This is a genomic window from Haematobacter sp. (assembly GCF_032102465.1).
Lineage (GTDB): Bacteria > Pseudomonadota > Alphaproteobacteria > Rhodobacterales > Rhodobacteraceae > Haematobacter.
On sequence record NZ_DAMDHB010000009.1, the window covers coordinates 1 to 19550 of the forward strand.

26 protein-coding genes are annotated in these 19550 nt (G+C 63.5%); 21 read left to right on the plus strand and 5 right to left on the minus strand.

From position 1 onward, the window contains the following. Positions 1-180: 180 nt before the first annotated feature. The 18 genes from RT513_RS07940 to RT513_RS08025 all read left to right on the plus strand — a co-directional run bounded on the left by RT513_RS07940 (position 181) and on the right by RT513_RS08025 (position 13785). On the plus strand, positions 181-1113 hold the full coding sequence (locus tag RT513_RS07940; protein WP_313533880.1) for a DUF2493 domain-containing protein: 933 nt from the start codon (positions 181-183) through the stop codon (positions 1111-1113). A gap of 164 nt (positions 1114-1277) precedes the next feature. Continuing rightward, entirely contained in the window at positions 1278-1694 is a 417-nt protein-coding gene (locus RT513_RS07945) for a hypothetical protein (protein ID WP_010395074.1), read from the plus strand. A 705-nt stretch (positions 1695-2399) separates the two neighbouring features. After that, positions 2400-2801 carry a single-stranded DNA-binding protein gene (locus tag RT513_RS07950; protein WP_313533847.1) on the plus strand — a complete coding sequence of 134 codons (402 nt, stop codon included), beginning with the start codon at positions 2400-2402 and terminating at the stop codon, positions 2799-2801. Between the two features lie 283 nt (positions 2802-3084). Next, positions 3085-3345, plus strand: a complete 261-nt coding sequence (locus RT513_RS07955) for a helix-turn-helix domain-containing protein (RefSeq protein WP_029371814.1) — start codon at positions 3085-3087, stop codon at positions 3343-3345. A 130-nt stretch (positions 3346-3475) separates the two neighbouring features. Further along, on the plus strand, positions 3476-3703 hold the full coding sequence (locus RT513_RS07960) for a DNA -binding domain-containing protein (RefSeq protein WP_062068710.1): 228 nt from the start codon (positions 3476-3478) through the stop codon (positions 3701-3703). A gap of 112 nt (positions 3704-3815) precedes the next feature. After that, on the plus strand, positions 3816-4070 hold the full coding sequence (locus RT513_RS07965) for a transcriptional regulator domain-containing protein (protein ID WP_313533848.1): 255 nt from the start codon (positions 3816-3818) through the stop codon (positions 4068-4070). Next, positions 3970-4587 carry a DUF2285 domain-containing protein gene (locus tag RT513_RS07970; protein WP_313533849.1) on the plus strand — a complete coding sequence of 206 codons (618 nt, stop codon included), beginning with the start codon at positions 3970-3972 and terminating at the stop codon, positions 4585-4587. The genes RT513_RS07965 and RT513_RS07970 overlap by 101 nt, the downstream gene beginning before the upstream one ends. A 135-nt stretch (positions 4588-4722) precedes the next feature. Next, a complete protein-coding gene (locus RT513_RS07975; RefSeq protein ID WP_003167739.1) occupies positions 4723-5004 on the plus strand; it encodes a helix-turn-helix transcriptional regulator in 282 nt (93 codons plus the stop codon). Between the two features lie 17 nt (positions 5005-5021). Beyond that, complete coding sequence (locus RT513_RS07980) at positions 5022-6182, plus strand: replication initiator protein A (protein WP_313533851.1); 1161 nt, start codon at positions 5022-5024, stop codon at positions 6180-6182. Continuing rightward, a complete protein-coding gene (gene parA / locus RT513_RS07985; protein ID WP_313533852.1) occupies positions 6179-6817 on the plus strand; it encodes a ParA family partition ATPase in 639 nt (212 codons plus the stop codon). Before RT513_RS07980 ends, parA begins: the two co-directional genes overlap by 4 nt. Further along, positions 6814-7068: a hypothetical protein gene (locus RT513_RS07990; RefSeq protein ID WP_137388809.1), complete on the plus strand. Its 255-nt coding sequence runs from the start codon at positions 6814-6816 to the stop codon at positions 7066-7068. The genes parA and RT513_RS07990 overlap by 4 nt, the downstream gene beginning before the upstream one ends. Then, positions 7065-7586 carry a DUF2840 domain-containing protein gene (locus tag RT513_RS07995; RefSeq protein WP_003167735.1) on the plus strand — a complete coding sequence of 174 codons (522 nt, stop codon included), beginning with the start codon at positions 7065-7067 and terminating at the stop codon, positions 7584-7586. Before RT513_RS07990 ends, RT513_RS07995 begins: the two co-directional genes overlap by 4 nt. Beyond that, positions 7583-8128, plus strand: coding sequence for a S26 family signal peptidase (locus RT513_RS08000; RefSeq protein WP_137388810.1), 546 nt, complete (start codon positions 7583-7585; stop codon positions 8126-8128). Before RT513_RS07995 ends, RT513_RS08000 begins: the two co-directional genes overlap by 4 nt. A gap of 68 nt (positions 8129-8196) precedes the next feature. Continuing rightward, entirely contained in the window at positions 8197-8535 is a 339-nt protein-coding gene (locus RT513_RS08005) for a DUF736 domain-containing protein (protein WP_313533853.1), read from the plus strand. Between the two features lie 3 nt (positions 8536-8538). Then, positions 8539-9324 carry a lytic transglycosylase domain-containing protein gene (locus RT513_RS08010; protein WP_313533854.1) on the plus strand — a complete coding sequence of 262 codons (786 nt, stop codon included), beginning with the start codon at positions 8539-8541 and terminating at the stop codon, positions 9322-9324. Between the two features lie 250 nt (positions 9325-9574). Next, positions 9575-11338, plus strand: a complete 1764-nt coding sequence (locus RT513_RS08015; protein WP_313533856.1) for a DUF3363 domain-containing protein — start codon at positions 9575-9577, stop codon at positions 11336-11338. Positions 11339-11367: 29 nt separating this feature from the next. After that, positions 11368-13359, plus strand: a complete 1992-nt coding sequence (locus RT513_RS08020; protein WP_313533857.1) for a conjugal transfer protein TraG — start codon at positions 11368-11370, stop codon at positions 13357-13359. Between the two features lie 3 nt (positions 13360-13362). Further along, positions 13363-13785: a CopG family transcriptional regulator gene (locus RT513_RS08025; RefSeq protein ID WP_313533858.1), complete on the plus strand. Its 423-nt coding sequence runs from the start codon at positions 13363-13365 to the stop codon at positions 13783-13785. Positions 13786-13827: 42 nt separating this feature from the next. On the opposite strand, the gene RT513_RS08030 is transcribed toward RT513_RS08025, so the two are convergent. The 5 genes from RT513_RS08030 to RT513_RS08050 form a co-directional block, all read right to left on the minus strand. Next, complete coding sequence (locus tag RT513_RS08030; RefSeq protein WP_313533859.1) at positions 13828-15072, minus strand: glycosyltransferase; 1245 nt, start codon at positions 15070-15072, stop codon at positions 13828-13830. Between the two features lie 45 nt (positions 15073-15117). Then, complete coding sequence (gene nhaA / locus RT513_RS08035; RefSeq protein ID WP_313533861.1) at positions 15118-15918, minus strand: Na+/H+ antiporter NhaA; 801 nt, start codon at positions 15916-15918, stop codon at positions 15118-15120. A gap of 30 nt (positions 15919-15948) precedes the next feature. Further along, positions 15949-16797 (minus strand): IS3 family transposase, encoded by an 849-nt coding sequence (locus tag RT513_RS08040; protein ID WP_313533885.1) that lies wholly within the window; start codon positions 16795-16797, stop codon positions 15949-15951. Then, positions 16746-17096 carry a transposase gene (locus RT513_RS08045; protein ID WP_313533862.1) on the minus strand — a complete coding sequence of 117 codons (351 nt, stop codon included), beginning with the start codon at positions 17094-17096 and terminating at the stop codon, positions 16746-16748. Before RT513_RS08045 ends, RT513_RS08040 begins: the two co-directional genes overlap by 52 nt. Before the next feature lie 61 nt (positions 17097-17157). Beyond that, on the minus strand, positions 17158-17607 hold the full coding sequence (locus RT513_RS08050) for a Na+/H+ antiporter NhaA (RefSeq protein WP_313533863.1): 450 nt from the start codon (positions 17605-17607) through the stop codon (positions 17158-17160). A gap of 331 nt (positions 17608-17938) precedes the next feature. Between RT513_RS08050 and trbB the strand changes: the two genes are divergently transcribed. From trbB to RT513_RS08065, 3 genes are read left to right on the plus strand one after another with little or no spacing between them, the layout of a single operon-like run. Further along, positions 17939-18928, plus strand: a complete 990-nt coding sequence (gene trbB, locus RT513_RS08055; RefSeq protein ID WP_313533864.1) for a P-type conjugative transfer ATPase TrbB — start codon at positions 17939-17941, stop codon at positions 18926-18928. Beyond that, positions 18925-19257, plus strand: a complete 333-nt coding sequence (locus RT513_RS08060) for a TrbC/VirB2 family protein (protein WP_003170525.1) — start codon at positions 18925-18927, stop codon at positions 19255-19257. The genes trbB and RT513_RS08060 overlap by 4 nt, the downstream gene beginning before the upstream one ends. Further along, the gene (locus tag RT513_RS08065) at positions 19257-19538 is read left to right on the plus strand and encodes a VirB3 family type IV secretion system protein (protein WP_003170524.1); all 282 of its coding nucleotides are present in this window, start codon (positions 19257-19259) and stop codon (positions 19536-19538) included. Before RT513_RS08060 ends, RT513_RS08065 begins: the two co-directional genes overlap by 1 nt. The last annotated feature ends 12 nt before the right edge of the window (positions 19539-19550 follow it).

A 19550-nucleotide genomic window follows, 5' to 3' on the forward strand; every position in this document is an offset into this window, starting at 1 on the left:
GGGAACCGTTGAAACCAGATTCGACGGTTGGGGTGGGGGTGTCCACATCATCAAAATAGCCGGCTTGGCCATCAAGGCCCTCGCGGGAGCACGAGGGCTGCCAGGCCGTCCCGCCCGTGAGCTTCGACGCCTGCGAAGGCCGCGATGGGCGCGGTCTCCAGACGAAGGATGCTCCCGATGATGAACGAAGACGATGACGCAGGCTTCGAGCCGTTCCACACCTCATCCCCCACCGATCACGTCCTCACCGAACTCCAGCTCTATGGCTACCGCCCTTTCCAGGACGAACCCGATCCGCGTCCGCTACCGGAGGGCAACACCGTCGCCGCAGCCGTCGCAGACATCTTCGACGCCCTCGTCTCGACGCTCGGCGACACCCGCCTCGAACCCGATCTCGACGATCTCCTCTGGTCGACGGTCAATCTCTTCCATCGCGCCGCCGACCGGGTCGAACGCGAACTCGACGACAACGAGCAGGGGCAGCGCCGCCTTCAGCGGGAACAGGATGGCAGCGAGGTCAAGAGCGTCGAACTCGAACGCCTCACGGCGGAGGGACAGACCCTGGTCGAACGGCGCAACAGCATGGAACTCTTCCGCTACCTCTCGGCGGACGCCTTCGAGCACCACACCGGCACGCCCTGGCGGCCGCGCAGCGGTTCGATGGTCAACCATCGCAACCTCACCTCGGCAATGATCGACAGCCGCGATTTCCTCGCCGCTAAGCGCCGGGCCGAAACCGAGGTGCTGCTGCCCGCCGGTCCCCGAGTCGCCGTCACGGGCGGTGCGGACTTCAACGATCACAACCTGATCTGGACGAAGCTCGATCAGGTTCATGCCAAGCACACGGACATGGTGCTCCTGCACGGCGGCTCGCCGAAGGGCGCCGAACTGATCGCCTCCCGCTGGGCTGACAGTCGGAAGGTGCCGCAGGTCGCCTTCAAGCCCGACTGGACGAAGCACGCCAAGGCCGCGCCCTTCAAGCGCAACGACGCCATGCTCGATGTCCTGCCGGTCGGCGTCCTGGTCTTCCCCGGCACCGGGATTCAGGAGAACCTTGCGGATAAGGCGCGCAAGCTCGGCATTCCAGTCATGAAGTTCGACGGCGGCGCGTAAAGCGCCGCCGCTCGGCGGCCTGCCAGCCGCCTCTACTTGACTGAACACGATGTTGATGGCTTTCTTGAAGAATATTTGCAGCAACGGCGAACTGGCATAGTCGCAGGCGGAGCGTATTACCCGGCAGCCTGTGGTGATCCTCAATCGTTCATGCTTAGGCTGCCGTGACCCTCATCCTGCTTGCCATCTCCCTGACGATCGCGCTTTGCGTCATCGCCTACAACTTTGCCATCTACGCCTTGCCGTTCATGGTCGGGCTGACGGCCTTTCAATATGTCTATGGAATGGAGGCCGGCTTCCTGCTGTCGGCGCTCGCCGCCCTCGGCGCGGCGCTGCTATCCGTGGCGCTGGTCATCGCCGTCGTAGGCTTTGCCAAGAACCCGGCCTTGCGGCTTATCGCCCTCGCCGTATTCGCGGTGCCGGCGATGATCGCCGGTTATGCGCTCGTGCATGGCGTCACGAAGAACTTCGTCGACTCGACGATTATGCTGAACCTGCTCGGCGGCGCCGGCGGTCTCTTCATCGGCATAGCGGCGATGCTCAATCTCAATGCGCTCGGTACAGGCGTCCTGTCTCGCTGATGCGATCGCGAATCGCCGCTCGTCACAAAAAAATCTGCGCCGGTTTGCACTGTTGGGCTTCCGGCATCCTGCTCTGAGGAATGGCGCCACCGGCGCTGTAACGGCCAGGGTCTTCGCTCCGATTGGCCCCGCTGTGGAAGTCGGTCATCGGCTGATACCCTCCCAGCCTTAGCAAGGTCGCCACTCTCTGCTTCGTTCCCCTCCGTATCGTGGCGTCCGCGAACACCTTCATGCTCTCCAGCCCTGCAATTCACCAGATCGCACCTTCGGCCGACGGGGTGGAACAACGCCATACATCCTGGAGCCCAATAGCCGTTTCGTCCTGGTCCCGGCTCGCCTTCCGACTGACCGCGTGCTGTGGCTCGTGACGGAGATCCCGGCGGCGCACACCCTGCTGATGCGGGTTTCATATCGGGGCCTGTAGCGCCCTCGTTGCCGGGAAGGACGAACGGTTCTGCTGTGCGTCCCCGGTGTGAGCTTTCCGAGGCGCCAATCCCTCCGACTGACTGATCCCCTAAGTCCGTTCGGTTTCCGACCGCAACCCCCGCGGCTCCGGACCGTGTTGCCGCGCAAGCGCGGCTGCCCGCTCCACTCCGGGCCTTAAGGGCGAGGTGCCGCCAAGGCGGCACTTGCTGGCGTCTCCCGACGGCCTTGGCCGGGTCTCGTCGGAGGGATGGTCCCTTCGAGAAGCAACGGAGACTTACAATGCAGAACATCGTCATTCTTGCCGGCAACATCGGCCAGGGCCCCGAAACCCGCAACACCCAGAGCGGCACCTCGATCACCCACTTCACGCTGGCCACCTCGCGCCCCCGCTACTCGGAAGGCAAGGTTGTCCGAGACAATGACGGCTACCGCGTCCAGGACACCGAGTGGCACCGGATCACCGCCTTCAACGGCCTCGGCAAGACGATCCAGCAGCATTGCGAGAAGGGCATGAAGGTTCTGGTTCGCGGCCGCATCCACTACACCAAGTGGACCGATCAGCAGGGCGTTGAGCGCTACGGCTGCGAGATCATCGCCGAGACGGTGGACTTCCTCAGCCGGGCAAAGCAGGCCCAGAACGACGACGGCAAGTTCATCGACGACGATGACATCCCGTTCTGAGCGGGATACCGGGAGCCCGGCGGCGTAAGCCGCCGGGATTTCCTAATTGTCTGGCGTTCCTGGCATGAGTAGTCGTCTCCCGGCAGCACGATAAGCTTCGAACAATCTTTCCTGCCCGCCTTGGCTTGCGGAAAGAGAACCCAGCACCGCCCGAATCGCCCCCGCAACTGACCCGACGTCAAATCTCTAGGAACACCGATTCTGGGTCGCTTTCCACTCAAACTCCGTCTATAATAGCCGTAGTTCTGGCGTGACGTTGACGCACGGTGGGAGGTGATCATGCATGATCACTTCCCGACAAACACGGGCCGCGCGCGCATTACTGGGTTGGACACAGGAGATGCTCGCTGACAAGGCCAAGGTTTCGCTGACGGCGCTCAAGCGCATGGAGTCGGCCGCTGAACTGCGAGTGTATGAAAGCACCAGCGACCAAGTCCGCAGAGCGCTTGAGGCCGAAGGAATCGCCTTCATCAGATCGGGCCGCAATGAAGGGGTTATGCTTGTCGATGTGCACGAAGCAGCCGAACGCAGCAGAGTCCGGTAATTCCCACCTTCCTACCGCCTCCCGCTTGTCATCGTCGCGCTGTAATGGTGCTTAAGAATAGCAACCGCCATCCCAGAGTGTCACGTGCCGACTAATGACCACAATTGATTTCCTCGACGAAGCCCCTTCCATGCTGTCGCTCACCGAATATGACCGACAGCACATCAAACTCTATGCTCGTCTGCTGGACGCAGAGGCAGATGGAGCAGACTGGCGGGAAGCGGCCGAGGTTCTTTTCGGCATCTGTCCAAGGACTGAGCCGGACCGCGCTCGCCGCGTCCACGACAGCCATCTGGCTCGCGCACACTGGATGACCGAGCATGGCTACAGGCAGCTCAGGCGCGGCCGGCCTCATTAGATCCCGTGTTGTCTCAAGTGCAACGCCTGTTGCGCCTTGCAACCTTCCCAAGCAATAGAATCCCCGGAATCAATTCGCTCTGTACGCGTATTCGCTGAACGGGGAGGATTAAATGACGCCCGATACAAGAGAATGGCGATCATCAACTACATACGACTATCTCGATCGGGCAGATGTGGATGCACTGGCGTGGGAGTGCCTTCGGCGCAATCTCGATTACCAGCGCGACTACGCAAACTCCATCCGCACGGCCTCCGAACTCGGGCTTGAGACCGAAGCGATCGGCGATCGCTGGGGTCTCCGATTTCCCCGCCAGGCCCAGCCTGAATGCACTCGAACAGCCTGTTTTCTGGACGCCGGAAGCTGACACAAGCGTAGTCCATATCGGACCCGCCCCGGAAATTGAGCAGGTCAGCCCTCGCATTTTCGAGAATATTCGCTCGGAAATCAGCCGCAGTTCAGAGGAAGGACGGCATATATCGGTTCTCACCGGAAGCGGTCGCCTGCACCTTGTCGCGAGAGCGGGTCTCGAGCCGACGCAGTCCATCGCCGCCATCATTCCGCTCGACGCCCACAGCCTGGATCGTGTCCAGTCACTGATCAGACTCTGGCGAAGCCTTCACGGCCTGCCTGTTCCACAGGACAGCCGGATGACGGCGCAGCAGCGCCGTCGTCTCAAAAACATGCTACGCGCCGCTGACGGCCGTTTGCACAATGCCGACTATCGCGAGATCGCCGAAGCGATTTTCGGCGTTGAACGCGTTGCCAGCGACCCCTGGAAAACGTCCGCGCTCCGGGACGCTGTCCTCGATCTGGTCAAGGACGGCTTCGCGATGATCGACGGCGGTTACCGCAAGCTTCTTCGCCACCGCCGTCGTTCGTAACCTGCGTTACTAGGGCAAGGTGTGCGAATTAGGCCCCCCCAAGTTCGCACTCCCCCTTCGCTATTCTTCTTCGCCACCGTGGCCTTCGTTCGCCGCTGATCGCCAGCGGCTCCCGCGAAAGCCACGGAGGCCACCATGAACGCCAATCTCGCGACCCTGCCGCCGCGCTTCCTCCGCACCAAGGAAGCCGCCGAATTCCTCAGTCTCTCGGCCCGCACCCTCGAAAAGCACCGGACCTACGGCACCGGGCCGGCCTATCGCAAGCTTGGCGGGCGCGTCGTCTATTCTGTCAATGAGCTTGAGGCATGGGCTGAACGCGGCGCCGTGACGTCCACCTCCGATCCGCGGGGCAGCGTGCTGCCCGCGAAACGCCATGAGCCCGCACCGGCATCCCATGCCGGCCGTCACGCCCGCTGATCCGCGCGGTCTTTTCAATGACGACGCGGCATCGCCCATCTCCGGAGCGCGGACAACTCGATCTGTTCCACGCGCTCCCTGGCGATTTCGCGCCCCGCGACGCGCAGGACCTCATGGCCTATCCGTTCTTCTCCCTCTCCAAGTCACACCGCACCGCGCCGATCGATTTCGTCGCCGGCGACGTGAGCATCCGCGTCGAGGCGGTTCCCGATCATGGCATGGCCACAATCTGGGATGCCGACATCCTCATCTGGGCGGCGAGCCAGATCGTCGAAGCGCGCGACAAAGGTCTTCGCACTTCACGCCTGATGGCCGCCACCCCCTACGAGATCCTCAATTTCATCGGCCGCGGCGTATCGATGCGCGATTATCAGCGCCTCAAGGCTGCCCTCGACCGGCTGCAGTCGACCACGGTCGCAACCTCGATACGGCAAGCAGCCGAAGGCCGCCGCCACCGTTTCTCCTGGATCAATGAATGGCAGGAGCGCACCGATCGCCAGGGGCGTCCCGCCGGCATCGAGCTGATCGTGCCGGACTGGTTCTACCGCGCCGTTCTCGACGATGCGCTCGTCCTGACCATCGACCGGGACTATTTCGGTCTCACTGGAGGCCTCGATCGCTGGCTCTACCGAGTTGTGCGCAAGCATGGCGGCAAACAACGCAATGGCTGGCGCTTCGACTTCCGCCACCTGCATCAGAAATCCGGCAGTCTTTCGCCATTCAAGCGCTTCGCGTTCGAGCTGCGCGACATCATTCGCCGCCAGCCATTGCCCGGCTACTCGCTGTTCCTTGAGGTCGAAGTCGGCGGCCGGTTGCTGCTTGCTTTCGAACCATCGGCGGCCTGTGGACAAGCTGTGGACGGCCTCGTGCTATCAGGAACCCGACCTATCGTGCTATCGGGAACCGGAGGCTCGTGCTATCGGGAACCGAAACAGGGTGTAAGCTCTGGAAACAAAAAGCGAAATCGCGCCCTTAACTTAGAGTCTAACCAAGAATCTAACTTTGAAGAGCGCGCGCGCGATGTGGAAAACATCGCCGGAAGGCGGTCGAACCAGGCCAAAAAGCCATCACTTCAAGCGCATGTAACCGATCAGGCTCTTCGTAGCTCCGCCTGTACGGACCGCTCTTCCGGCCACGCGCGTCGCACCTTCGGCGACGAGCCTGGAGGCGCGAAATGATCGTCGCGCTTCTCAATCAGAAGGGCGGCGTCGGCAAAACGACGCTCGCGCTGCATCTCTCCGGTCAATGGGCGCGTGAAGGCAAGCGCATCACCCTGATCGATGCCGACCCGCAGGGATCGGCGCTCGACTGGTCGCAGCAACGCACCCGCGAGGGCCTGCCTCGCCTGTTCGGCGTCATCGGCCTGGCGCGCGACACACTTCATCTCAAGGCGCCCGAACTCGCGCGTGACGCCGATCACATCGTCATCGACGGACCACCGCGCGTTGCAGGTCTTATGCGTTCGGCGCTGCTCGCCGCCGATCTTGTCCTGATCCCTGTGCAGCCGTCACCTCTCGATGGCTGGGCCTCGGCCGAAATGCTGGCGCTGCTCGCAGAGGCCCGAATCTATCGGCCGCAACTCCTCGCCCGCTTCGTACTAAACCGCTGCGCTGCACGCACCGTCATCGCCCGCGAGACCGCCGAGACACTGGCCGATCACGATCCGCCCCTGATGTCGGCGACGATCGGCCAGCGTGTCGCCTTCGCCGACCTGGCGCAGTCCGGACGCCTCGTTTTTGAGGCCGACGACAATAGCGCGGCCGCGCGCGAGATCGCCGCCCTGACTGCGGAAGTCGGGAGGTTGGCGCCATGACCAAAGCCAGCGCCCGGCGTGGCTTCGTCGCCCGTCCTTCCGACCCAGACGACTGGATCAAGTCCGCTGAACCGGTGTCGCCCGGTCCAGCTTCCAGCACGGGCTTCACCGCAAGGCTGACCATCGACGTCACGCCGGAGGTGCGCGGTCGCATCAAGATCGCCGCCTTTCAACGCGGCGTCACCGTCGCCGACATGCTTCGCGAATTGCTCGCGCGCGAATTCCCCCACTCGCCAGGAGACCCGTCATGACCGGCATCGCGGCCCCCCGCATGCGCGGCGGCTCGATGCCGTCGTCTTTCCAAACCGACCGTCTCACCCACGTCGAGCTGACATGGGTGGAAAAGCAGATCGAATACTGGATCAGGTTCGGCCAAGACGTGCAGGAGACGATCCTTGATCGCCGCCGCCGCGTCCTCTCCTTCAGGCCCGGCACGACTTTCGCCTTCGTCCGATGGGCGTCCAACGACTTCGGCACGATCATCTCGCGCATCGATATCGTGCGCGCCATCACGCCCGGCGAAGCCTATCAGACGTTGCCCTTTGTGCGCCCCGGCGGCGACATCCTGCTCAAGATCGAAAGCTGGCCGAAGGTCGAACGCGTGCTGCAGCTCATCGACGCGATCGAGGCCCTTTCGCTCGATCCGGCCGAAGCCGCGCCAGACTATTGGCGGCATGTACACAACAGACTGAGCGCCGGCCAGGACGCACGCCGCTACTCGCGCGATCAGCACCAGGCGTGGCTTAAGCGCCGGAGGATCGCGCCATGACCGACCTCAAATGGGCCATGGCGACGTTCGTAGCGTCCAGCGCGATCGCCGTGACGACGTGGATCGACGCCCCCACCAAACTCATCTGGAATGCCTCGGCCAGCACCCCGATCGGTTTCTATTCGGTCGAACCTGCAAAGCGGCTCGAAGTCACCGATCTGGTCGCCGTCGCTGCGCCGGAACCGATTGCGAGCTTTCTCGCCGACGGCGGATACCTGCCGCGCGACACGCCGCTCCTGAAACGGGTTCTCGGCCTTCCCGGGCAGACCGTCTGCCGCTCCGGCGTCCTGATCAGTGTCGACGGCGTCGCGATGGGAACGGCTCTCCAACGCGACCGCATCGACCGCCCGCTCCCCGATTGGCAGGGCTGCCGCATCGTCGCGGACGGCGAGGTCTTCCTCATGAACTGGGACATTCCCGACAGTCTGGACGGCCGCTATTTCGGCCCGATCCCGGCCAGCGCCGTCATCGGCCGCGCGGTTCCCTTGTGGACCGACGAGGACGGCCACGGCCGCTTCGAATGGCGGGCGCCAACGCGGTGATCGCCCAGCCTGGGGCGGGCGTACTGCTCGCCCAATCCTTCTCCACCGCATCTTGAAAGGAAACCGCCATGCCGCAAATCGGCGAATTCACCCGCGAGGAATCCGGCTTCACCGGCCGCATTCATACGCTCACCCTGTTTCGCGAGATTACCATCGTTCCCGTCGATCCTTCGGACGTCGAGAACGCGCCGAGCTACCGCGTCCATCACGGCGCGGATGACAACGCACCAGAGATCGGCGCGGCCTGGACGGAGTCCAGCGAAAAGGCTGGCGAATATCTCTCACTGCTGATCGACGACCTCAGCTTTGCGCAGCCGATCCGTGCCCGCCTGTTCCAGAACGGGGCTGATACGACCTCCTGGTCTTTGCATTGGAGCCGCCCTCAGAAGCGCGGCGAACGGGAATAGCGCATGCGGATCGCTCGCACCAAGCCCGCATCGCCGATGTCAACCGGGCGGCCTCGCGCTGCCCGGTGCGTCATCCTCTTCCTCCTTTCCGGCCTGTCTGTTTCCGCCGCGCCGCCGCTCGCCGTACTCGCGCAGAGCGCCCCGTCGATCGCGCAGCCAATCCGCGACCCTCACGCCGCCTTCGTGACCGAAGCCTCGCAGCGTTTCGGCATTCCCGAACACTGGATCAGGTCGGTGCGCCGCGTCGAAAGCGCCGATGACGTGCGCGCCGTCTCATCGGCGGGCGCAATGGGCCTGATGCAGGTCATGCCCGCCACCTGGGCGGAATTGCGCGTCCGTTATGGCCTTGGACGCGATCCGTTCGACCCGCGCGACAACATCATCGCTGGTACGGCCTATCTGCGCGAAATGTACGATCGCTACGGGTCGCCGGGCTTTCTTGCAGCCTATAACGCTGGACCCGGACGCTATGAGGAATACCTCGCGGGCCGCCCTCTTCCGGCAGAAACCCGCGCCTATGTCGCCACGCTCGCGCCATTGATCGGCGGGGCAAACCTGTCGCCACCCGCACCGGGGACCGTCGCCGTTGCCGCCGCCGACCCGCACGCTTGGCGACGAGCGCCGCTCTTCGTCACGCCGTCAGCCCACGGTCTGGATGCGCGCAAAACGACATCCGAACCGCAAGACAACGACGCCCCGACTGCGCCGTCATCGGGCGAAGGTCCCGCCAATTCTGCGCAATACGGCAGCATTTTCGTTGCCCGTGCCGATGATGGAGACCCGCAATGAGCCGGTTCGCATCATGGCGCAGCTTGGCGTGTTCCCGAGAGCGTTGTGCGGAAGGGTGGGAGGAGCAGAGAGCAGCGACAGCAGGACGGCGAGATAAAAGGGCCTCGCCAAATTCGCACAAGCCATTGACATGGCTTGGCTTTTGGCGTGCCGGTCGGTCGGGTCGCGTGCCGCGACTGCTGTTTTACCCAGCGATTTCAACAGTGTTTGCGGCACTGTGCGCCTTCGCACCGTCTCGGGAGGCCCTCCCATGAGCGAGGGCGACAGCGATTTCCGCGTCCGCCCAGGACGCATCAAATCCACGCGGGCACCCAAGTCCAAGAGCTTCATCAATCAAGTGTTGAGGGCCTCGAAGAAGGCCGGGCACAGCTCTGGCGAAGGGCAGACCGCCAAGAGAAGCGCCGGCCGTGGTCATTCAACCTTCGGGCGTGGACGAACCAGCTTCAGCCGTTCGCGCATATTCAGCGCTTCGCGCCGTGTCGTCATCAAGGCGCGCGTGGTCCGCCACCAGGGCAAGTCATTCCGCTCCGCGCCACTCTCGGCTCATGTGTCCTACCTGAAGCGCGAAGGCGTCAGCCGTGATGGGGAGAAGGGGGTCTTGTTCGACGCGACGAACGAGCGCGCCGACGATCTCGCCTTCTCCGACCGATGCAGGGATGACCGGCATCATTTTCGATTCATCGTCTCGCCCGAAGACGCGGGGGACATGACCGATCTGCGAGAGTTCACCCGCGACCTCGCCAACCAGATGGAATCGGATCTGGGCACCAAGCTCGACTGGGTCGCCGTCGATCACTGGAACACCGACAATCCGCATGTGCATTTGCTTGTGCGCGGCGTCGACGAGACCGGCGCCGATCTGGTGATCTCGCGCGATTACATCAGCCGCGGCCTGCGCTCCCGCGCCGAGGATCTTGTCTCCATCGAACTCGGCCCCAAGCCCGAACATGAAATCCGCAACGCGCTGGAAAAGGAAGTCACCGCCGAGTGCTGGACACGGCTCGATGTTGAAATCCGCATCGCCGCCGACGAGACCGGCTTTATCGACCTGCGCCCCGAGGCGAACGGCAAGGCCGATCCCTCGCTGCGCCGCCTGATGATCGGCAGACTCCAGCATCTCGAAAGGATGGAGCTCGCGGCACAAGGCTCTCCAGGGGAATGGACCGTCGGGCTGCAGGCCGAACGCACACTGCGCGATCTCGGCATTCGCGGCGACATCATCAAGACCATGCACCGCGCCTTCACCGAGCGTGGTCAGGATCGCGGCGTCAGCGATTACACGATCGACGGCGGCGGGGCGGGTTCACCCGTTATCGGCCGCCTGGTCGATCGCGGCCTGCATGACGAGCTGACCGGCGAAGCCTATGCGGTGATCGACGGCACGGACGGCCGCGCGCACCATGTCCGCTTCCGCGGGATCGAGGCCTTCGAGCATGCGCCCCCGATTGGCGGCATCGTCGAGGTGCGTCGCTTCGGCGGCCCCGACGATTCCCGGCCGACGCTGGCGCTCGCCAACCGATCGGACTTCGATCTCAACCGCCAGATCACGGCGCCGGGCGCGACCTGGCTGGATCATCGCCTGGTTGAGCGCGAGGCGATGCCCATGTCGATGGGAGGCTTCGGCGCCGAGGTGCGCGACGCCATGCAGGCGCGCGCCGAGCATCTGGCCGATGAGGGCCTTGCCCGCCGGCAGGGCCAACGCATCCTGCTGCAACGCGATCTGCTCAATACGCTGCGACAGCGCGAGCTCGATGCCGTTGGCACGAAGCTCCAGAGCGAACACGGACTGCCGTACCAGAAAGCGCAGGCCGGCGAGCATGTCGCCGGTGTCTATCGCCAGCGTATCGCGCTCACCTCGGGCCGCTTCGCCATGATCGACAACGGGCTCGGCTTCCAGCTCGTGCCCTGGACACCGCCGCTCGAAAAGAAGCTCGGCCAGCATATCGCCGGCGTCGCCAAGGGGCATGGCGGCATCGAGTGGAGCCTGGGCCGCCAGCGCGGCCTGGGCCTCTAGCACCACAAGCAGCAAGAAAGGACCGGCGAATGTCCGCCACCAAAATCCTCTGGGGCCAGATCCTTACCGTCTTTTTGATCATCCTAGTCACCACCTGGGGCGCGACGCAATATGTCGCCTGGCAACTTGGCTATCAGGCCCAGCTCGGCACACCATGGTTCGAGCTTGCCGGGACGCCGATCTATTATCCCCCTGCGATTTTCTGGTGGTGGTACTTCTTCGACGCATATGCGCCGGGCGTGTTCGCCAAGGGCGGCGTCATCGCCGCATCAGGCGGCTTCATCGCCATCGCGGTCGCCATCGGCATGTCGGTGTGGCGCGCCCGCGAACAGAAGAACATCGAAACCTATGGCTCGGCTCGATGGGCGAAGCCGCAGGAGGTGAAGGCGGCGGGGCTGCTCAACCCTGACGGCGTCGTCCTTGGTAAGCTCGATCGTGACTATCTTCGCCACGACGGACCGGAGCATGTTCTGTGTTTTGCTCCGACCCGATCCGGCAAGGGTGTCGGCCTCGTCGTCCCAACCCTGCTGACCTGGCCGGGCTCCGTCGTCGTCCACGACATCAAGGGCGAAAACTGGCAGCTCACCGCCGGCTTCCGCTCGAAGCACGGTCGGGTGCTGCTGTTCGACCCCACCAATCCGAAATCGGCCGCCTACAATCCTCTGCTCGAAGTGCGGCGCGGCGAGTGGGAGGTGCGCGACGTCCAGAACGTCGCTGACGTCCTGGTCGACCCCGAGGGTTCGCTGGAGAAACGCAATCACTGGGAAAAGACCAGTCACTCTTTGCTGGTCGGCGCCATCCTTCACGTCCTCTATGCCGAGAAGGACAAGACCCTCGCCGGCGTCGCAGGTTTCCTGTCCGACCCGAAGCGCCCTATCGAAACCACGCTGGCGGCGATGATGACCACGCCACATCTCGGCGAGGCCGGCCCGCATCCTGTCATCGCTTCGACGGCCCGCGAACTGCTCAACAAGTCCGACAACGAGCGCTCCGGCGTCCTGTCTACCGCCATGTCCTTTCTAGGCTTGTATCGCGATCCCGTTGTCGCCGAGGTGACACGCCGCTGCGACTGGCGCATCGCCGACCTGATCGAGGATGCGCGGCCGGCCACCCTCTACCTGGTGGTCCCGCCATCCGACATCTCGCGCACCAAGCCGTTGATCCGGCTTGTGCTCAACCAGATCGGTCGCCGCCTGACCGAGGATCTGCACACCAAGGCCCGGCGGCACCGCGTGCTGATGATGCTCGACGAGTTTCCGGCTCTCGGCCGCCTCGACTTCTTCGAAAGCGCGCTCGCCTTCATGGCCGGCTACGGCATGAAAGCCTTCCTCATCGCCCAGTCGCTCAACCAGATCGAAAAGGCCTACGGCGCCAACAACTCGATCCTCGACAACTGCCATGTCCGCGTGAGCTTCGCGACCAATGACGAGCGCACCGCAAAGCGCGTCTCGGATGCGCTCGGCACAGCCACCGAAATGAAGGCGATGAAAAACTACGCCGGGCACCGTCTGTCGCCCTGGCTCGGTCATCTCATGGTGTCGCGCTCTGAAACCGCGCGTCCGCTGCTGACCCCCGGTGAGATCATGCAGCTTCCGCCCAACGATGAAATCGTCATGTTGGCGGCGACCCCGCCGATCCGGGCCAACAAGGCGCGCTACTTCGAGGACAAGCGCTTCGTCGAGCGCGTACTGCCCCCGCCGGACCCGGCTAAAACCAGTCGCACGACGCGCAAGGACGCCTGGACAGAGCTGAAGCCGCAGGCGCCGGACGCTGCGCTGCTCGCCGAGATCCAGAGGGCCGAGCAAGACGCGGCCAATAGCGGCCTTCGTCGAGAACCCGAGCTTCCCGATCATGTCGCCATCGTCAAGGAAACGACCGATCCGAACCCTGCCGACGAGTTCAAAGCTCTGCTCGACGACGAACCCGAGGACGCCGCGCGCCAACGGCAAGCGCTTCGCCGCCACATGACTGGAATCGCCCGCCAGGTCGCCATGGACCCCAACGACAATATGGAGCTATGAGCCATGCGCGACCGCATGAATGTGTACTTTCCGCCTGAGATGCTGCGCCAGATCGCCGACCTCGCGGACCGCAAGAAGATCTCGCGCTCGGCGATCGTCGAGGCTGCGGTCGCATCGTTTCTTTCGCCTGATGGAGCAGACAAGCGCGAAGCCGCCCTCACACGCCGTCTCGACCGCATGACCAGGCAGATCCAGCGCATGGAACGCGATCTCGGCATCACGGCCGAGACGCTTGCCCTATACGTTCGCTTCTGGCTGTCGGTCACGCCGCCGCTGACCGGCGACGCCAACTCAGCTGCGCAGGCGAAGGGCCGCGAACGCTACGAAGGGTTTATCGAGACGATCGGACGGCGCCTCCAACAGGGTCAGAGCTTCTTGCGTGAGATACCCGACGATATCGGTTCGGACGATCAACGCGAGAGCTGAAGAGTGGCGGGGCGGCAGCGACGGCTTTTGAGCACATTGCTGTCATCTGGCTTGGTTCAGCTTTCTCTCGATAAAGTCGATGGCGGCCCCGACCCCATCCTCGGCACGGATAGCTGTTCCAATTTCGGCGGCACGGGCGCGCATGCCGACATCGTCCATCGCCAGAAAGGCGGAAGCCAGGTCCTCGGCTGTCATCGTATCCTTGACGAGGGGCTTTGGCCCCACCCCAAGAGCAACGACGCGACGCGCCCAGAAGGGCTGATCACCGAGAAATGGACAAATGGCCGTGGGGTTGCCCGAACGCAAAGCAGCGCCAGTGGTCCCAGCACCGCCGTGATGTAGCGTTGCGTGCATAAGCGGAAGGAGCCGGTCGTGCGGAGCGCCCGAGATGACATGGATATGCCGACTCGGCTCGATCTGCCCGAGCGCACCGCCCGCGGTCGCGAGCAACCCCCGCTTGCCCGCTCGCTTCAAACCGTCGACCACGAGACTTGCCAGCCGTTGCGGATCAACACCGGGCATGCTGCCGAAGCCGATATAGATCGGCGGATCGCCAGCCGCGAGGAAATCAGCAAGCTCCGCGTCGGGCTTCCAATCCGGCGTATCGAGGAACCAATAGCCGGTCACTGCAACGTCTGCGCCCCAGTCTTTCGGCTTTTGCAGTACGTGCGGACTGTAACCATAGAGTGTTCCACTCAGCGGAGCTGATTTGCCGCGAGCAAAAGTCCCCAGCGCCTCAGCTCGCCATGCCCGGATTGTCTTTGCAAACAGGATGCGTCCGCCGTGGATCATCAGCGCATGACTTACCCGATTGAGCGGTCCAAGCGAACCGAACGGAAGGATAGGTGTTGGAAAGGATGACGTGTAGGTGAAGCCCGGCAGCGGAGATGCGAGGAAGAGCGGAATGCCGAGCTTCGCCGCGATATGGGGTGCGCCGAGCGCCTTGGGGTGGAACAAAATCGCTTCAGGAGCGAACATACGAGCGGCATCCCACTCGGCATCAAGCAGCTTTCGGCCTATCTCGCGATAGTACCGCAGCAGCTTGAAGCCGGCACCAAAACCAACGCCCGAGCTGCCGATAGCCTTTTTCGCTTCGGCGGTTTCGAGCAGCTCTAGGAACTCAGATGGCAAAGGCGCAAACGCAACGCCTTCGGCCGTTGCCATCTCGGCGAATTGGGCAGGCGCAACAATCAGCACCTCATGCCCGCGCGCTTTGAGCCCACGAGAAAGGGCGAGATAAGGCTGAATGTCGCCGCGCGTGCCGAGCGTGTGGATGGAAAGACGCATCCTCTTATCCCTGTAAAGGTCGCCGATAATGCAACGTATTGAGTGTTACGATTTGCGCTCCCACGACTGGGCCAAGGCGGAACTCGCCCGCCTGCGATTAGAAATCCTCAGGATGAAGTAACCCGCCAATCCGGCGATCAGCGAACCAAACAAAATCCCGAACTTGGCGCGGTCCTGTAGTGCAGGATCGTCAAACGCCAATAAGCCGATGAACAGACTCATCGTGAAGCCTATTCCGCATAGCAGCGCAACGCCAAGCGTCTGCCCCCAGCTTGCGGCGGCAGGGAGATCGGCAAGCCGGGCTTTTACCAGAATGGCTACGGTACCGAACACGCCGACCACCTTCCCGACAACTAGACCAGCCGCCACGCCGAATGTGAGCGGCTCGATCAAGACCCCCGGCGTCACGCCCGCGAAGGAAACCCCAGCATTGGCAAAGCCGAAAATCGGGACGATCAGAAAGGCGACCGGCTTTTGCAGAAGATGTTCGAGCTGATGCAGAGGGGAAGCCGACGGCGAGGCTTCAGGGGTTCCGGGTGTGAGGCGGATGGGAACGGTCAACGCCAGTACAACGCCAGCCAGGGTGGCATGAATACCTGAGCGCAGCACCAGCACCCAGAGCACGGCCCCAAGAATCAGATAGGGCCAAAGGCGCATGACGCCGGACCTGTTCATCACAGTCAGCGCACCGACAACCAGCATCGCACCGGCTAACGCGGGAAGACTCAAATCGGCGGTATAAAACAGGGCAATCACGATGACGGCCCCGAGATCGTCGATGATTGCGAGCGCCGCGAGGAAGATTTTCAAAGACGCTGGCACCTTTGGCCCGAGCAGCGACAGCACACTGGAGTGCGCCCCTGCGGGTAGACAGGATCAGGCCGCGGTTTTGACCGGTTGCCGGGCGTGTTGATCCTCGAACTGCTGCGGACTGAGATAACCGAGCGCAGAGTGCAATCGGCTGGCGTTGTAGACCTGATCGATGAAGCGTGGAAGGTCGGCTGCGACGTCTTCGAAGGTCTCGTAGGCCATCGGATAGACGGCCTCGACCTTCAGCGTTTTCATGAAGCTCTCGGCCTTGGCGTTATCATATGGATTGCCGCGGCGCCCCATTGATCCGACGAGGCCATGTTCGGCGAGGGCTTGCCGGTAGCGCGCAGCTGCATATTGCGATCCGCGGTCGCCGTGATGCACGCAGCCGGGTGGTGGTTTTCGCCTTTCGATGGCCGAGCGCAAGGCGGCCAGCGTCAGCCTGACGTCGATCGAGCGGCCGATGGCATAACCGACGACCCTGCGCGACCAGGCGTCGAGGATCACGGCAACGTAGACGAAGCCCGCGATGATCGCGACGTAGGTGATGTCGGCCACCCAGAGCTGGTTCGGCCCATCCGGGGCCATGTTCTTCGCCAGGTTCGGGAAGATCGGCAGTTCGTGATCGCCATCGGTGGTGGCGACATAGCGCCGGCGCCGACGCGGCTGAAGACCATGCTCGCGCATCAGGCGTCGGATTTTCTTATGATTGACGATAAGGCCGCGGTGCCGCAGCGCTGCCTGCATCCGGCGGTAGCCATAGGCCTCGAAACTGTCCGAGATCGCCGCCATCGTCTCGACGAGCGCCGTGTTGTCGATGCTGGTGGCCGGCTTGTCGTAATAGGTCGAGCGCGCAATCCCCATCAGCCGACATCCTTCTGCGACGGCGATGCCGCGGGACCGATAACGACGGATGTAGTCGCGCTTCTCGGCCGCGGTCCGTGCTTCAGAGCCCCCTTTAGGAACTCGATCTCCAGAGCTTGTCTGCCAACGAGCCGCTCCAGCGCAGCGATGCGCGCCTCGTAGGCTTCGATCGTATCGGCGGCGGCGGCCTCGTCGTCGAAGGCGCCGGCTTCGAACTTCTGTATCCAGATACGGATCAGGTTACGCGACAGGTCGTGCCGCCGAGCGAGGCTGTGGAGCGTCTCGCCAGCCAAGTAGTCCTGGGTCACCTGGCGCTTGAACTCGATGCTGTGGGTGCGGTGTCGGGCCATGGGCTTCCATCCTTCGAAAGCCCGGCTCCCCGGTCAATTGCTCGCCGTCACGCTGTCCGCCTCAAGGGGCGCACTCCACACCGAGTGCAAAAGCTATATCGGTTGCGGCCGGAATCGCCCATCCACGCATAGCGGCAGTGTTGCCGAGATTGAAGGCAACATAGATCAATGCGGGAACAGCCATTCCGCCCGCGGCCGCAGCGCCGGGAAGCAGCCTCCGGCTCCAACTCGACAATTGCCCGTCCAGCATCTCCCGCTTGATCTCAAGCCCGACCAACAGAAAGAACACGGCCATCAGCGCGTCGTTTATCCAGTGCTGGACGCTCAATGGACCGATGTAGGCGCGTAGCGCGGCAAAGTAGCTCTCGGCGACTGGCGAATTCGCCGTCAGGATGGCGAGCGCTGCAACGCCCATGAGAATGATGCCGCCAGAGGCCTCATTGTCGAGAAACTGCCGAAGCGTGGAATTGATACGCCCGCGATTGGGGCTGACAGGCTGCGTTGAGGCCATAGGGCTGCGTCCTCTGGGTAAGAGTTATTCTCTTCTCCGTATGAGGGCGAGACCTTGGCGCACGCAGCACACGCCATGATGTTCCTATCATACCCAAACCGTCCGGTATCGCCAGCGAAACCGTGTCGATTGCGTCGCATTTTTTGGATTCGCCTCGCGACCACTCCCTGACCGCACATGCTTTTCAGTAAAGCAACGTCCGCCGTTCTCCTGTATTTGCACGCCACGCTACTACTCCGACAAAGACTTGTTGAATCAGCCCAACTTCGGGCTCTTTTAATCGTCCCCGATCCAGGGCCGGCTAAACGGTCCCTGGCCGCAAGGGGACGACATGGCGGCATCTCACCAGAAATCGGAAGCGATCACGCGCGGCGCGCGCATGCTGCGCACGGCCCTTGGACCGGCCATCGCGCGGTTTCTGGAAGATCCGTCGATCGTCGAGGTGATGCTCAATCCTGACGGCCGGCTCTGGATCGACCGGCTGTCCGAAGGACTGTCCGACACAGGAGAGCGTCTGGCGCCCGCAGATGGCGAACGGATCGTGCGACTCGTCGCGCACCATGTCGGCGCCGAGGTCCATCCCGGCAATCCGCGGGTGTCAGCCGAACTACCCGAGACGGGGGAGCGGTTTGAGGGTCTGTTGCCCCCAGTTGTGGCGGCGCCGGCTTTCGCGATCCGCAAACCTGCTGTCGCAGTCTTCACGCTCGACGACTATGTGGCCGCCGGAATCATGTCGGGGGACCAGGCCGAGACGCTTCGCGGGGCGGTCGCCGCCCGGGCCAACATCCTTGTCGCCGGCGGCACCTCGACCGGAAAGACCACACTCACCAATGCGTTGCTCGCCGAGGTCTCCAAGACCACGGATCGCGTCGTCATCATCGAGGACACGCGCGAGCTGCAATGCTCCGCTCCCAACCTGGTCGCCATGCGCACCAAAGACGGTGTCGCCACCTTGTCGGATCTGGTGCGGTCCTCGCTGCGATTGCGCCCAGACCGCATTCCGATCGGAGAGGTCCGCGGCTCCGAAGCTCTCGACCTGCTCAAGGCCTGGGGAACGGGTCATCCGGGCGGCATCGGCACCATCCATGCCGGCACAGGGATCGGTGCGCTGCGCCGCCTCGAGCAACTCATCCAGGAGGCCGTCGTCACCGTCCCAAGGGCGCTGATCGCCGAAACCATCGACCTCGTCGCTGTTCTCGCTGGTCGCGGCTCGCAACGCCGGCTCGCCGAACTTGCGCGCGTCGATGGCCTCGGCCCGGACGGCGACTACCGCGTCACTCCCGCAACCTCAGCCTCAAGCCCAACAGGAGATCCCTCATGATCCGTCACGCCCGGCGCATCCGTCGCCATGTCACGGCGGCAGCAGCCGTCACCTATGCGACCCTGATCCTCACCCCGGCCGCTCACGCTTCCGGTTCGTCCATGCCCTGGGAAGCGCCGCTTCAGTCGATCCTGCAATCGATCGAGGGCCCGGTCGCCAAGATCGTCGCGGTCATCATCATCATCGTTACCGGCCTCACACTGGCCTTCGGCGACTCGTCCGGCGGCTTCCGCCGTCTGATTCAGATCGTGTTCGGTCTGTCGATCGCGTTCGCCGCATCCAGCTTCTTTCTCTCCTTCTTCTCGTTCGGCGGCGGGGCGCTTGTGTGATGGCGGGGAGGCTGGAACAGCTCGACGAGGTGCCGGGCTTCACCGTGCAGGTCCACCGGGCGCTAACCGAGCACATCCTGCTCGGCGGCGCACCGCGCTCAATCGCCATCATGAACGGCACTTTGGCCGGAGCCGTTGGCCTCGGTTTGCGCCTCTGGCTTGTCGGTCTCGCCATCTGGGTTGTCGGCCACTTCGCCGCCGTCTGGGCCGCCAAGCGCGACCCGCTCTTCGTCGAGGTCGGCCGGAGGCATCTGCGCATCCCCGGCCACCTGTCGGTCTGAGGGAGCACCGCC

Coding starts and splice junctions, on each gene's coding strand:
- RT513_RS07940 (WP_313533880.1), top strand. CDS start 181: ATGAACGAAGACGATGACGCAGGCTTCGAGCCGTTCCACACCTCATCC.
- RT513_RS07950 (WP_313533847.1), top strand. CDS start 2,400: ATGCAGAACATCGTCATTCTTGCCGGCAACATCGGCCAGGGCCCCGAA.
- RT513_RS07955 (WP_029371814.1), top strand. CDS start 3,085: ATGATCACTTCCCGACAAACACGGGCCGCGCGCGCATTACTGGGTTGG.
- RT513_RS07960 (WP_062068710.1), top strand. CDS start 3,476: ATGCTGTCGCTCACCGAATATGACCGACAGCACATCAAACTCTATGCT.
- RT513_RS07965 (WP_313533848.1), top strand. CDS start 3,816: ATGACGCCCGATACAAGAGAATGGCGATCATCAACTACATACGACTAT.
- RT513_RS07975 (WP_003167739.1), top strand. CDS start 4,723: ATGAACGCCAATCTCGCGACCCTGCCGCCGCGCTTCCTCCGCACCAAG.
- RT513_RS07980 (WP_313533851.1), top strand. CDS start 5,022: ATGACGACGCGGCATCGCCCATCTCCGGAGCGCGGACAACTCGATCTG.
- parA (WP_313533852.1), top strand. CDS start 6,179: ATGATCGTCGCGCTTCTCAATCAGAAGGGCGGCGTCGGCAAAACGACG.
- RT513_RS07990 (WP_137388809.1), top strand. CDS start 6,814: ATGACCAAAGCCAGCGCCCGGCGTGGCTTCGTCGCCCGTCCTTCCGAC.
- RT513_RS07995 (WP_003167735.1), top strand. CDS start 7,065: ATGACCGGCATCGCGGCCCCCCGCATGCGCGGCGGCTCGATGCCGTCG.
- RT513_RS08000 (WP_137388810.1), top strand. CDS start 7,583: ATGACCGACCTCAAATGGGCCATGGCGACGTTCGTAGCGTCCAGCGCG.
- RT513_RS08005 (WP_313533853.1), top strand. CDS start 8,197: ATGCCGCAAATCGGCGAATTCACCCGCGAGGAATCCGGCTTCACCGGC.
- RT513_RS08010 (WP_313533854.1), top strand. CDS start 8,539: ATGCGGATCGCTCGCACCAAGCCCGCATCGCCGATGTCAACCGGGCGG.
- RT513_RS08015 (WP_313533856.1), top strand. CDS start 9,575: ATGAGCGAGGGCGACAGCGATTTCCGCGTCCGCCCAGGACGCATCAAA.
- RT513_RS08020 (WP_313533857.1), top strand. CDS start 11,368: ATGTCCGCCACCAAAATCCTCTGGGGCCAGATCCTTACCGTCTTTTTG.
- RT513_RS08025 (WP_313533858.1), top strand. CDS start 13,363: ATGCGCGACCGCATGAATGTGTACTTTCCGCCTGAGATGCTGCGCCAG.
- RT513_RS08030 (WP_313533859.1), bottom strand. CDS start 15,072: ATGCGTCTTTCCATCCACACGCTCGGCACGCGCGGCGACATTCAGCCT.
- RT513_RS08045 (WP_313533862.1), bottom strand. CDS start 17,096: ATGGCCCGACACCGCACCCACAGCATCGAGTTCAAGCGCCAGGTGACC.
- RT513_RS08050 (WP_313533863.1), bottom strand. CDS start 17,607: ATGGCCTCAACGCAGCCTGTCAGCCCCAATCGCGGGCGTATCAATTCC.
- trbB (WP_313533864.1), top strand. CDS start 17,939: ATGGCGGCATCTCACCAGAAATCGGAAGCGATCACGCGCGGCGCGCGC.
- RT513_RS08060 (WP_003170525.1), top strand. CDS start 18,925: ATGATCCGTCACGCCCGGCGCATCCGTCGCCATGTCACGGCGGCAGCA.
- RT513_RS08065 (WP_003170524.1), top strand. CDS start 19,257: ATGGCGGGGAGGCTGGAACAGCTCGACGAGGTGCCGGGCTTCACCGTG.